Below are 11,509 nucleotides of genomic sequence, written 5' to 3'. Positions count from 1 at the left end.
TTTTTTTATTATACAGCAGTTTGTACCAAGAACGGTTCATTAAGGTAAATAATTTTACTTTTCTTTTCAACTTCTAATATTCTTCTAATGGTCAAGTGCGGTGACTATGATATGTTTCTATTAGATATATATCGTTTAGAAACATAAGGAGAAATTATGACTGATTTTATCATACTTGGATTTTTAACCTATGGGTTTCCCTTGACGGCTTATGACATTAAAAAGGCGATGGAGACATTCTGCTTAGGATGTTTCACTTTAGTTCGCTTACAAAGGCGGAGCGGTTTGCCATGATCGACCGGCATATTCTGCACCACAAAGAAACGATTGAGATACTACGGGGCATCGAAGAGCAAAAGGAGAGAACGTGATGATCACTATTTTTGATTTACGAAAAGAGGGCTCAGTGGGCCGACAAGTTCTCAAAAGACGAGCACGTCTTGTTCTTCATGCCCTTGTATGTTCACGCCATGCCTTTTCGTGTGATGAAATTCATCGAGCTTTTGGCTCCGTCAAAAGGAAGCATCAGCTTCGTGGTGCAGTCCGGTTTTCCTGAAAGTAGCCAGTCGCATTATCTTGAAGCCTACTTCGAGCAACTGTCCCTTCGACTTGACAGGACCTACCTTGGCACCGCCATCAAAGGCGGCATCGAAGGTCTACAGATACGACCGCCACAAAGTCAAGACAAGATGATCGCACCCTTTGTGTCCCTTGTGAAAACTGTCGTATCGACAGGCAGATTCGATTCAAGCCAGGTAGATCAAATGGCAAAACCTGTATTCCTTACGAAAATCACGCAATTTCTTTTCGGTACGGTAGCACCAAAGAGACTGCGTAATTTTTACTGGAACAAGCTGCTGAAAAAGAACAATGCTTTTGAAAAGCGTTTTGAGCAACCCTATAAAAAAGAATAGACCACGTGTCTATTCCAGACCGTAGAGAAAGGCCAACTTCTGCCTCAATTTGAAAAACCTGCACGCTTCGTATGTTTAAATACAAAGCGCTGCAGGTTTTTTTAAAACTTGAACTATCTAGATAATGGGTGCCGGTCACCAGTCTGAGCATCATGATGCTGGCTCTTAGCGAGCAACAAGGTTTTAGATAATTTTGATTTAGCTGAACACCTCTTTACGGCAATAAAAATGTGCCACCCGTATGTATGAACAAAGCATTTATGCCTTTTGTCCCTGAAGCTTCAATTTCTTGGTCCTTCTTTTTCAGCTCTTCTATAAACCCATAAAACGCCTTACTCGTGTAGACACGGTCGAATAGGATGCCTTCGTTTTGGGTGACTTCTTTTGTAAACTCCGTCGCATTTTTGTTTTCTATGCCGTATGCCTCACCCACATAGTTGTTTTTAAGATTTAAGCTTAGAGGCCTGTCTGTGCTTGCCTGATCGAAATATGTATCGCTTTTGAAAACTAATTTCTGAATTTCGGGGGTAAAGTCATGTTGTGGATTGTAAATGTTGATACCAAGTATCGACTTTTGGGTCTTCAACCGGTGGTTTCCAAGAACCAGTCCGCTATAGGTGCCACATGAACCCACGGCTACTGACAGCATGTCAAAGTTTATGTTCATGGCTTTTTCTTGCTCTAAAATTTCTTTAAACGCATCGAAGTACCCAAGCGCACCTAAAGCACTGGACCCACCCTCGGGTATGACGTATATCTTGTCGCCATTGAGTGCTCGTTCGATTTTAATGTCGTTCATGATCTCTGTGCGGTGGAGTTTGTACTCCTCAGCATCGATGTTCACACAGGTTGCACCAAAGGCCTTTGTCATTGCAAGGTTACAGACAGGTTCTGCCTGATCTAATTCACGTAATACCGCTATGCATTTAAGCCCCAGTTTCGCGGCACAAGCCGCTGTAGCTCTTACGTGATTTGATTGTGCGCTTCCACATGTTATGACACCATCGTAATTTTGATTTAACACTTCATACATCAGGTACTCAAGTTTTCTGACTTTATTTCCTGAGCACTCAAAACCCGTCTGGTCATCCCTTTTGATATACACATCGATATGTTTGAATAGACTCGAAACCCAGTTCATTTTTTCGAGTTTTGTTGGAATATTTGCGAGCATTAACTTTTTTGGATAATCCATCTGTACGTATCCTTTCAAAATATTCACTTACTTCTCTTTGTTTACTGACCCTAATTTACTTCTTACCATTAAATCACGTTCACGTTTCGATTGAACAAAGATTGCAATACCGCCAATTACCGCGCACCGCATGATCAAAAGTTTCACCTTACTTATTATACAATAATTCTTTGCTATTATGGTTCTGCAATAGGTAAACTTCCTATGAATATATCCAAGTCAGCTTTGTTTTTTCAAAACCAATCCATTGAATTTCATCTTTAGTTTTTATCGTCACACAACTTCTTAAATCACTTTCAGTGAGTTCATAAAAAAAAGGAATGGACATGATGTCTATTCCTTTTTTATGAACTCTAGTATGTCTTCAAGCACCTGCGTCTGCTCTTCTATGGGGAACAGCATCCAGACATGTTGCATGTCCTTGTACTCGTAGAACTGGAAGTTGTTCTGGTGCCTAGTCATCTCTTTTAGCCTTAGGCAGTCTTTGTAAAAAAGTTCGTGGGTGCCGTAAAACACTGCGGTTTGCGGCAGTTTAGTCAAATCGCCAAAGAGTGGCGACAGCAGCTCGCTTTGTAGCGGGTGCCCGCCTGCAAACACCTTGGCACTATGCTCTAATAACTCCATGCTGAGCATATGGTCGTAGGCTTCTTCATCGGCCATACCTGGGGTCGAGAGCGTCATGTCAAGATATGGCGAAAACATGATCAGCTGATTAGGCAGCGGTGTGTTCTTTTCTTTGACCAGCTTATGCGTCAACCCCATGGCAAGCGATGCCCCGGCAGAGTCGCCCATCAGTATGATCTGCTCACCCTCTGTATCTTTTGTCAGCTGCTTGTACATGGCCTCTACCACACGGTAAGTGTCTTCAAAGGTATTCTCAGGTGCAAGCGGATACTGGATCACAGTCGTCTTGCAGTTCATGTGATTCGTCATCTTGTCGACAAAGCGCCAGTGCATGGTGCTGATTTCGAAGAGATAGCCGCCCCCATGAAAATAAAGGATGTGCGTCTTGCTATCCGGCCTTCCGAATGTCACCGCCTGACAGCCTTCTACCTCAAGCACGGTCGTGTCATGTTTTTTGGAAAAGTGTTTAGGAAGAAAGGGTTTTGCTGAGCGATCGGGATGCAGCATCTTCTTTTTCATCGTGTCTTTAAAGTGCATGGCCTTCATGCTGTTAAAGATCACCTTTGTCTTGTTCTTCATTGATTGCTCCACATCTTTCTATCGGAGAATAGTCGACCTGCGGTTTAGACTATCAGATTTGCGCCTTATACTTTTTAACTTTACTATAGATCTTGTACATCGCATAGAACAAGAGTACCGATACGCCAAGGTTAAGTAGTCCTACCCACCGGACGGAGCCTCCAGCCCTTTGGGAGATGTTCATCAAATTGATGAAGGACATTAGGTTAATCCCCCCTAAAATCGCAAACAGACGAAACAGATGCTTGTATTTGTCTTTTAAGGAATCCTGGTCGGTGTAGAGTTCTACACTTTCAAGTTCTGAGCGTAGGCCCCTGTAATAGTGCCATCCCAAGAGTTGAGTGACTTTTTCCCAGCCAAAGCTTTCTAAAAACCGTTGGTTTTCCATGTACTGACCTGCTGACATTCTCGAATAATCGAACTGATATACATACTCATCTGCTTGACCTTCTACAAAGGTATACCTAAATGGCAATACGTCCACAAGCAGCCATCCTTGTCTGCCCATTTCTTCTAAAAAAGCGGCTTCCTTTTCTTCTTGCCATGCGAATAACGCTTTATAAACAACTTTTTTCATCCTAGGACCTCCTTGCTCATCGCAATCAAATTTTCCAGTCTCTCGAATTCTTCTTTTAATACCTCTTTGCCCGCACCGGTTACTTCGTATATCTTTTGGTCATCCACCAGTTTCATGCTGATCAGTCCATCACCCATCAGTTTTTTTAGAGCACCGTATAAGGTACCTGGACCGATGACGATCGATTCCTTGCTCAGTTCTTTGATTCGCGACATAATGCCGTAACCGTGGATAGGTTCTGTTGTCGCAAGTAATATCGCATAGGTCGATTCGGTTAATCGTCCACTGGAATTCTTAGCCATATCTGCTCCTTTCATGTATCGGTTCGCGTTGTATCGCTTAAAAGTATATCGTTTAGAATTGTATCGCAAAGCGATATATCGTATAACAAAATTATACCACTCATCTTCTACTTGTCAACCCCTAATCATTCGCCAAAAAAAGCCTCCCGGTTTATCGAGAGGCCTAAAGTTGTCGCCAAGCGTATCAGCTTCTATCTGACACGTGTATGGGTTATTTTACCATTGGTTTCAACAGTCCCAAAGTTTTTCTGTTTGCCTTATCTATCAGTGTATAATCATCTTTGATCTTGGTATGATCAGTCATCAGCGCTGATTTCATTCTCAATTTTTGTAATCAGTACTTTTTCAATTCTCTTAGAAGACAATTCCAACACCTTAAACTGTAATGTCTGATAGTTGATTTCAGAACCTTGTTTGGGCAATTTGCCGAACATATCTATTAAAAACCCATTCAGGGTTTCATACTCTTTGGTAGGCAAATCTACTTCTAGCAGGTTTGACAATTCACCTAGAGTGATTAATCCACTGGCTTTAAAACTTAACTCGCTTAACTGAATGCATTCCAAATCGTCTTCTTGATCGAATTCGTCAAAGATCGCTCCCATGATTTCTTCAAGAATATCTTCCATAGTGATTAGACCAGCTGTTCCGCCATAATCATCTAGCACAATCGCCAAATGGGACTTATGCTGTTGCAGTTCACTAAATATCCGGTCTGCCTGCATGTGCATAGGTACGTTGATTACTTCATGGATAATCTCTGCTAGGTTAAACTCAGTCTGCTTGCTGCTCATTAAGGGGACCAATAAGTCTTTGACATGTAATATGCCGATGACATGGTCAAGCGACTCCTTATAGACAGGTAATCGGGTGTGCTTGTGTTCTATGATTACACGATTTAGCTCTTTCAACGAAGTTGTATCAGAAACCGCACACATCTCCACGCGGTGGGTCATCATGTCTCGAGCTGTTTTATTGTTAAACTCAAATACATTCTGAATCATGGTACTTTCATGTGCTTGAATCTCTCCCTTTTCTTTACCTAATTCCACCAACAATCTGATTTCTTCTTTGCTTCCTAAGTCATCTTCGGCATTAGGATCAATTTTTAGGAGTTTTAGAACACCATTCGTCGTCATTGTAAGAAGCTTTACAAAAGGCTCGGTAACTTTCATGATGATAAGTAGCGGCCGAATAGAAAAGAAGGCAATCGGCTCATATTTTTGCATTGCGATACGCTTTGGAACTAGCTCACCAAAAACCAGTGTAAAATAAGCAAGGATCATCGTGATGGTGATAAGAACCACTACATTCAATAGACTTTCTGAAACCTTCAAACCAGAATGAAGGAGCATTTCAACTATTCGCCCAGAAAAACTTTCCGCAGCAAATGCACTTGCCATAAATCCGGCCAGTGTGATTCCGATTTGAATGGTTGCTAAAAACCTACTCGGTCTATTTAAAAGCACTAGCAGGTCTTTCGCCTTTTGATTGCCATCATCGGCCATCTTTTTTATTTTGGTTTCATTTAATGAGATCAATGCAATTTCTGTACCTGCAAAATAACCATTAATCAAGATAAGTACAAATAGAATAAATAATCGTCCACTCACTATAATCCCCCTATCGAATAACACTAGATGTAATACTTTTCAAATACCCAGTTTTCAGTTGGTTATGCTTGTAAATCAAGAAGGCTGGCACAAGACCAGCAGCTGCGGGTAATTTTACTTGGCATGCCATGGTTACACTTGTCCTAAGGCTTCTAAACAGTAAATCCTGTACATGGTTTTACATAAAACACCTTTAAATCTATTAGATTTGATTACGGTAAACAATCAAAAACGACGCGTTTGTGATTGCGTCGTTTTTTTGATCGATGTATGACAGATTGTCTTTGACCGTGATTGTAGCAGTCTCAACAGTTTTTGGAAGTATCTCTTAAGCTGTCACCTACCATAGTGGATGTCATCGGCTTCATTTATCCAGCAGTTTCAACAACTCGTGCTTGTCTTCACCATAGCAGTCGATCAGGTAAGCTGTAAAGTCGTCAAAGCTTTGATAAGTGTCTCTGTTGTTCTTGTAGTCCCTAAGTTTTTCTACCGTATAGTCGGTCAGGTAAAATCCCCTTGAGATATCCTTTTCCTTATTTATGGTTGCGGTTTCAGCATCAGCCAGGTCTTCAAGCGCCAGATAGGTGATCGCCCTGATGATCTGTTCGTTCAAGAAGACAGTGACATTTGAATAAGCCTGTCTGCTCATGAGCTCATCGACAGGTGCGAAAAGGTCGTTGAGCTGATATTCCTTAAACTTGTCCGACTGTTTCTCTACTGACGGATTAACAAAACAGTGGCTGAACTCGTGAACAGTCAGTCCCAACAGTCCGCCGCTAAAGGAGGGCGCCGTCTCGCTCTGGCCGTTTTCTCTGATGACCTGATAGGCGAACGTTTCTCCAGCGCTCGAGTTGACCGTCGCACTGTATCCGCCGCCCGGGAACATGGCCGGAGCGAAGATTATGTTATAGCTGTCTAGCGAATAGCCGTAAAAGTCATTGATCCACGCCTTCGAATCGCTAAAATCGAACTCGCTGTGCTGCTGGTTCAGGATTTCGTCGAAGCGGTCCTTGTTGCTATTGTAAAAGGTATCGAAATCACTTTCTTTAGCTAGGTTGACAAGCGCTGTTCTAAACTTTTCGAGCTTTTCAGCCCCTCCCGCCCTAGTCACCAGATAAGTTGAAAACTCAGCATCCATTTCGAGCGCGGGCAAAGATCCCACCGACAGGATGAAATTGACGGGGGCGTCATAGGTAAATCCGTAATCAGTAAGTTCCTGTGCGATTCTAACAGCTTCATGGTCTTTGAAGGGTTCAAAGAAAGCTTGAAGTTCTTTGAAATATTCATTGCCTCGATCAGCAGGACCACGTTCTCTGATCCAAGACGTCTGACTTAACACACCAGCAAGCAGTTCGACCCGTGGCAGTATCGACATTTCACCATTTTGAGCTAGATCATATGTGATTACACCGAGTTGTTCTGCTTTTACGACCGCCATTTTTTCATTAGACGCAATACCACATGAGCTGAGCAAGACGGTAAGAATAAGTAGTAGTATACCTGTTTTTTTCATATTAGGCCTCATTCGTTAGTTTAATATTCTCAAATCGTATCAGCTTCCATCTGACACAGTTATCGCTAGTTGACTTCAATAAATACCTTATGGTCATGCGTAAAATCCCTATCGAGGTTCTTTTCAAATTTAGCAACATATGCATTTGAGAATTCCTCTGGTGTGATTTTGAAACGATTGAGCGCGTCTGTGAAATACATGAGCACGTCTGTGAATTCTTCGACCAAGTGGCTTCTTACCACTTCATTGTTCATCATCTCATCTACCGACTTTTTCTTGATTACAGAAATCACCTCACCCACTTCCTCTATCATATAAAGGATGGAATCCCTGGCATGTTCGGGTTCCATGGGTTCCCAGGTGTCTTTGTGCAGTTCGTACAGTTGCTTAGACAGGCTCATTAGGTCGTGGATTGATAGGTTATTTTTGTTCATGTTCTTCTCCTTGTGTCATGACTAACTACTTAACGCTATAAAAATGCCAATTATCAGCATTGCAAATCCTGCTAAAAAAGTGGTCGTTTCACCTAATTCAGTCGGTTCGGGATTCTCGAATTTCCATGCGTTTCCAAAGCTTGTCATCTGCTTTGAAAATAACATTGCCGGTAGAGAGGCGATAATCAAAATACCGCCCGAAGCGATACGGGCAACATCCATTTCAAAATGATTGACTGCTACAGATGAATTGACGATATTGGCATAGACTATTAATCCTACAATACAAAGGATGGTCAGAATCCCTATTATCTTAAAGATCGCTTTTACTATAATCATCCTCTTTTCCCTTCTGATCGATTTCATCACTTATGCTTCACACCCGTGATATTTAATGACTATCATCAGTTTACAATATTCGTTTTACAATATCATGAATTTAAGGTAATTTTAATATTGAACATAGAAAGACTTTTTCTCACACACGCAAAAAAACACGGTGTCACGACACTGTGTTTTTTGATTATAATCTTAAGTTCTCTTATGCCCCCTTATAAAGGTCATTCAGCAGTTCATCGAACACCTTTGGTGCATACACTTTTAAATTGACTGGCGCATAGACTTGATCGAGGTACATCAATCCTTCGAAGAATACGGATATCTTGAGCAAAACATAGTCCAAATCGACATTCTGATCGATAAGGCCGGCCTGCTGTTCCTTTCGTATCTTGTTTTTAAACACCTCGTTGAACTTGTTTGTGGCTTCGATTAGATTTTGCTTGAGCTCTGGGTGCTTTCTTGAACAGAACAGCAAAAACTCGTATTGTCCCGTCATCTCGTCGTTGCTTTGATGGATCATGATTTCTTGTAGATACGCGAAGGCATCCTTAAGGCTCATCTCATCGCTCTGCATGGGGATGATAAAGGATTCCATCCCCAATACGATCAGGTTAAAGCTTTCTGTTAGCAGTTCCTCTTTATTCTTAAAATAGTGATAGATCGCACCTTTTGTGATTTTGAGTTCTTTTGCGATGTCGATCAGCGACGTTTGAAGCACGCCTCCTGTCATAAACATCTGCAGTGCTTTTTCAATGATTTGTTCTCTCATAAGTTTCCACCCTTTATCCAATATACTTGAATTTTAGCACAACCTTGCAAGATATCAAAGGCGCAAGCTGCAACTTGGGGGAATACTTTTAGTACATGTTGTGCGTCCAGGCGCCTAGTTTTTTATCCGCGTCTTTACCAAGCAGTAATAAGAAGACTGTTTTCATGAGTGCGCTCGAAAGGCCGCCTACCATTTTGTAAAGGGGGGTTATCTTTGTATCGTAGTAATAGTCGGCATCGTACCAGCCTTTGTCTACCCAGTACTGATGTCTTGCCGGTTGAGCACTAGGTGATATTTGACCTTCTGACTTGTTGAAAATGAAAAACATATAGGATTTGAAGGTAGGTCTCATCGGTTGTTTTGCTGTCATTTCTGCAAGTAAGTCTTCTGATGCGCGAATAAGTTTTTTATTGTACTTGGCTTTATACTTTTCGTTCATCGAATAAAAAGCATGCCCTATACCGATTTGGGCGATAATGTTGCATCCCCACCATCTTACGGCCATATCGGCCATGTATTTAGGCGCAGCGCCTACTCCGTCACCACCTGCAGTCGAAAGGATCATGGCAGGCACTCCTTCAAATTCCGGTAAGTGGTCTAGGAACATGAACCGGTCGATAAAGTTTTTAAAAAGTCCCGATACGCTGTGGGCATACCCCGGTGATAAGAAGATCAGTCCATCCGCGCTGTGCATGGTTTCGAGTATCTCTTTCGCATCGTCTCTTTTCAAACATTTTTCAGGACCTTTTAGCAAACAGCTGTTACACCCTAAACAGTAGCCCAAATTCTTTTCAATCAGATAAATGTATTCAAATTCAACTGAAGCATCCATCTTTTTGATATTTTCTTCCACAATTTTGACCATGGATATTGTGTTTCCTTTTTTTCTTGGGCTACCTGAAACTACTACTATTTTGCTCATTTAATGTTCCTCCTAGATTGTTTCACCTACATACCTACCGGTAGGTATGTTTTGATTATATGCCTAGTTCCTGTCCTTGTCAATAGTTTGACAAGGACAAATTTCAAAAAAAATCCCTCATGCATCCGCATGAAGGATTTTATCTGGGCTTTAGGCCACAAAGTTTGAGATGACAACCAGTATCAGGGCAAGCCAGAGCGTTACAATGACCAAAGCCGCAATCCAGTTTTTGGGTCTGACTGCCAGCGGATGCTCAATGGCCTCTTTTCTGCAAGCCTGCATCAAATCAGGTGGTACAAGCCTAATCGCAATGGCGATCCCCATAGGCAGCAGGATCAGATCGTCAAGGTAACCGATTACCGGAATAAAATCGGGGATCAGGTCGATCGGGCTTAGGGCGTATCCGACGACTAGCGCAACGAACAGTTTTGCATATAAAGGGGTTTGCGGGTGTTTAAGCACTAAGTAAAGGGCGATAATTTCAGTTTTTAACCTGGCCGCCCATTGTTTTAAACGTTTGATTGAGTTTAATGACTGCATGGAATCGCTCCCCTATACCTTGATATTTAACGTACTGGATAAACCGCCGTCAAACTGCGTTTTAAGCAGCCAGCCAAACTCATTGTTGTGTTTGACGAGTGTCGCGTCTTCTGTTTCGTAACAGACTAAGACCTCATCACTTGGGTTAAGGTTTAAGAAGTTGTTCACATAGGTGATCTTAAGCGCAGCTTTACCGTCCCTATGCTCTAACAATGAATTGAATACCGAAAACTCCTTTTGTGAGTGAAGATGTCTGCATCTGGTCATGCGTTCACCCGTTTCAAGCACCTCGAACTCATAATAGGGATAATTGATGTAGATTGTCTCTTCTTTTTTGAAGGTATGCGCGCTTGCTACTGTCCTTTTTACAAACTCATTTTGTGCGGCATGGTCGTAGCTGATCATTTCGTCTTTCTTATCGATGATAAAAGCATTTAGCTCGCCTGTGGTCTTTACACTCAGACCACCGTCTATGAAGATGATGTTCTTCTCGCTGTTGATGTATGGCGTATTGCTTACCTTGTCAGTCCTAAGGTTGCACGTCGGCCAGTGACCTACGACAGTGGTCTTGTCATTGACGATATCATGATCGTTGTAAAAGTCGAATTTTAAAAATTTGTGTTCCTGCGTGTCTAGACAAAAGCTTGGGTCATACCCACCATGTACGAATCTAAAGGTGTCGATCTCAAGCACTACTGGGAGGCTCTCAAAGAACGAGAGTACGTCATGGTGGTTCTCGTTCAAATGCGCATGAAGCTGTGTGCCTGATTCGAATGAGCCTACTTCGATATTGCTGTGTTTCAATAGGCCATTGATGATGTTTTCGAACCTCTCCTCTTTAAAGAAGTCGAAAGCTCGTTCTGTGTGGTCCGCATTCTTCATGACGCTTTGATTATTGAACTCGTGGTTTCCTTTTAGTATGTAGGTATTTTTGCGTTTGGAAAGTTTTTTTATGTAGTCGAATGTTTTAAGGCTGTCGACGCCTTTGTTGATGAAATCGCCAATGATGACCAGGTAATCTTCTTCTTTTAAGTTTACTTTCTTTAGTAGTTTGTCCAGTACTTCATAGCGACCGTGTACGTCGCTTATTGCAATTATTTTATAGTCGCCTTTCGGTTGTCTTCTTATTAATTTATTGTTCATGTCTTCTCCTGGTGTGCTATTTTGCTTGTGTTTTGATTAAGAGGG

The 11,509-nt window shown here is 41.9% G+C and carries 14 protein-coding genes; 2 read left to right on the top strand and 12 right to left on the bottom strand.

Translation table 11 applies throughout. From position 1 onward, the window contains the following. Positions 1 to 248 precede the first annotated feature (248 nt). Complete coding sequence (locus DWB64_RS19515; RefSeq protein WP_256369609.1) at positions 249 to 371, top strand: hypothetical protein; 123 nt, start codon at positions 249 to 251, stop codon at positions 369 to 371. Positions 372 to 383: 12 nt separating this feature from the next. Continuing rightward, complete coding sequence (locus tag DWB64_RS03905) at positions 384 to 914, top strand: hypothetical protein (protein WP_129486884.1); 531 nt, start codon at positions 384 to 386, stop codon at positions 912 to 914. A gap of 214 nt (positions 915 to 1,128) precedes the next feature. Here DWB64_RS03905 and DWB64_RS03900 read toward each other — a convergent pair whose 3' ends face one another. From DWB64_RS03900 to DWB64_RS03845, 12 genes are all read right to left on the bottom strand, one after another. Further along, a complete protein-coding gene (locus DWB64_RS03900) occupies positions 1,129 to 2,136 on the bottom strand; it encodes a 1-aminocyclopropane-1-carboxylate deaminase/D-cysteine desulfhydrase (RefSeq protein WP_129486883.1) in 1,008 nt (335 codons plus the stop codon). A gap of 306 nt (positions 2,137 to 2,442) precedes the next feature. After that, positions 2,443 to 3,312 (bottom strand): alpha/beta hydrolase, encoded by an 870-nt coding sequence (locus DWB64_RS03895; RefSeq protein WP_129486882.1) that lies wholly within the window; start codon positions 3,310 to 3,312, stop codon positions 2,443 to 2,445. 52 nt (positions 3,313 to 3,364) lie between these two features. Then, complete coding sequence (locus tag DWB64_RS03890; RefSeq protein WP_129486881.1) at positions 3,365 to 3,889, bottom strand: DUF2812 domain-containing protein; 525 nt, start codon at positions 3,887 to 3,889, stop codon at positions 3,365 to 3,367. After that, complete coding sequence (locus DWB64_RS03885; protein WP_129486880.1) at positions 3,886 to 4,191, bottom strand: PadR family transcriptional regulator; 306 nt, start codon at positions 4,189 to 4,191, stop codon at positions 3,886 to 3,888. The genes DWB64_RS03890 and DWB64_RS03885 overlap by 4 nt, the downstream gene beginning before the upstream one ends. 296 nt (positions 4,192 to 4,487) lie before the next feature. Beyond that, complete coding sequence (locus DWB64_RS03880) at positions 4,488 to 5,804, bottom strand: hemolysin family protein (RefSeq protein WP_129486879.1); 1,317 nt, start codon at positions 5,802 to 5,804, stop codon at positions 4,488 to 4,490. 364 nt (positions 5,805 to 6,168) lie between these two features. Beyond that, complete coding sequence (locus DWB64_RS03875) at positions 6,169 to 7,317, bottom strand: DUF4932 domain-containing protein (RefSeq protein ID WP_164980218.1); 1,149 nt, start codon at positions 7,315 to 7,317, stop codon at positions 6,169 to 6,171. Between the two features lie 65 nt (positions 7,318 to 7,382). After that, positions 7,383 to 7,751 carry a MazG nucleotide pyrophosphohydrolase domain-containing protein gene (locus tag DWB64_RS03870; RefSeq protein WP_129486877.1) on the bottom strand — a complete coding sequence of 123 codons (369 nt, stop codon included), beginning with the start codon at positions 7,749 to 7,751 and terminating at the stop codon, positions 7,383 to 7,385. 21 nt (positions 7,752 to 7,772) lie between these two features. After that, positions 7,773 to 8,090, bottom strand: a complete 318-nt coding sequence (locus tag DWB64_RS03865; RefSeq protein WP_129486876.1) for a hypothetical protein — start codon at positions 8,088 to 8,090, stop codon at positions 7,773 to 7,775. 202 nt (positions 8,091 to 8,292) lie between these two features. After that, positions 8,293 to 8,859, bottom strand: a complete 567-nt coding sequence (locus DWB64_RS03860; RefSeq protein ID WP_129486875.1) for a TetR/AcrR family transcriptional regulator — start codon at positions 8,857 to 8,859, stop codon at positions 8,293 to 8,295. Between the two features lie 88 nt (positions 8,860 to 8,947). Beyond that, positions 8,948 to 9,781, bottom strand: a complete 834-nt coding sequence (locus tag DWB64_RS03855; protein ID WP_129486874.1) for a flavodoxin family protein — start codon at positions 9,779 to 9,781, stop codon at positions 8,948 to 8,950. 150 nt (positions 9,782 to 9,931) lie between these two features. Next, positions 9,932 to 10,321: a YkvA family protein gene (locus DWB64_RS03850; protein ID WP_129486873.1), complete on the bottom strand. Its 390-nt coding sequence runs from the start codon at positions 10,319 to 10,321 to the stop codon at positions 9,932 to 9,934. Between the two features lie 12 nt (positions 10,322 to 10,333). Beyond that, positions 10,334 to 11,464, bottom strand: coding sequence for a metallophosphoesterase (locus DWB64_RS03845; protein WP_129486872.1), 1,131 nt, complete (start codon positions 11,462 to 11,464; stop codon positions 10,334 to 10,336). Positions 11,465 to 11,509 lie beyond the last annotated feature (45 nt).

This window comes from Fusibacter sp. A1 (assembly GCF_004125825.1).
Classification (GTDB): Bacteria; Bacillota; Clostridia; order Peptostreptococcales; family Acidaminobacteraceae; genus QQWI01.
This window is presented reverse-complemented; position numbering and strand designations above follow the sequence as displayed.

What these genes read in the sequence shown, in the direction of transcription:
- DWB64_RS19515 (WP_256369609.1), top strand. Translation starts at nt 249, where the DNA reads ATGTTTCACTTTAGTTCGCTTACAAAGGCGGAGCGGTTTGCCATGATC.
- DWB64_RS03895 (WP_129486882.1), bottom strand. Translation starts at nt 3,312, where the DNA reads ATGAAGAACAAGACAAAGGTGATCTTTAACAGCATGAAGGCCATGCAC.
- DWB64_RS03890 (WP_129486881.1), bottom strand. Translation starts at nt 3,889, where the DNA reads ATGAAAAAAGTTGTTTATAAAGCGTTATTCGCATGGCAAGAAGAAAAG.
- DWB64_RS03885 (WP_129486880.1), bottom strand. Translation starts at nt 4,191, where the DNA reads ATGGCTAAGAATTCCAGTGGACGATTAACCGAATCGACCTATGCGATA.
- DWB64_RS03875 (WP_164980218.1), bottom strand. Translation starts at nt 7,317, where the DNA reads ATGAAAAAAACAGGTATACTACTACTTATTCTTACCGTCTTGCTCAGC.
- DWB64_RS03870 (WP_129486877.1), bottom strand. Translation starts at nt 7,751, where the DNA reads ATGAACAAAAATAACCTATCAATCCACGACCTAATGAGCCTGTCTAAG.
- DWB64_RS03865 (WP_129486876.1), bottom strand. Translation starts at nt 8,090, where the DNA reads ATGATTATAGTAAAAGCGATCTTTAAGATAATAGGGATTCTGACCATC.
- DWB64_RS03860 (WP_129486875.1), bottom strand. Translation starts at nt 8,859, where the DNA reads ATGAGAGAACAAATCATTGAAAAAGCACTGCAGATGTTTATGACAGGA.
- DWB64_RS03855 (WP_129486874.1), bottom strand. Translation starts at nt 9,781, where the DNA reads ATGAGCAAAATAGTAGTAGTTTCAGGTAGCCCAAGAAAAAAAGGAAAC.
- DWB64_RS03850 (WP_129486873.1), bottom strand. Translation starts at nt 10,321, where the DNA reads ATGCAGTCATTAAACTCAATCAAACGTTTAAAACAATGGGCGGCCAGG.
- DWB64_RS03845 (WP_129486872.1), bottom strand. Translation starts at nt 11,464, where the DNA reads ATGAACAATAAATTAATAAGAAGACAACCGAAAGGCGACTATAAAATA.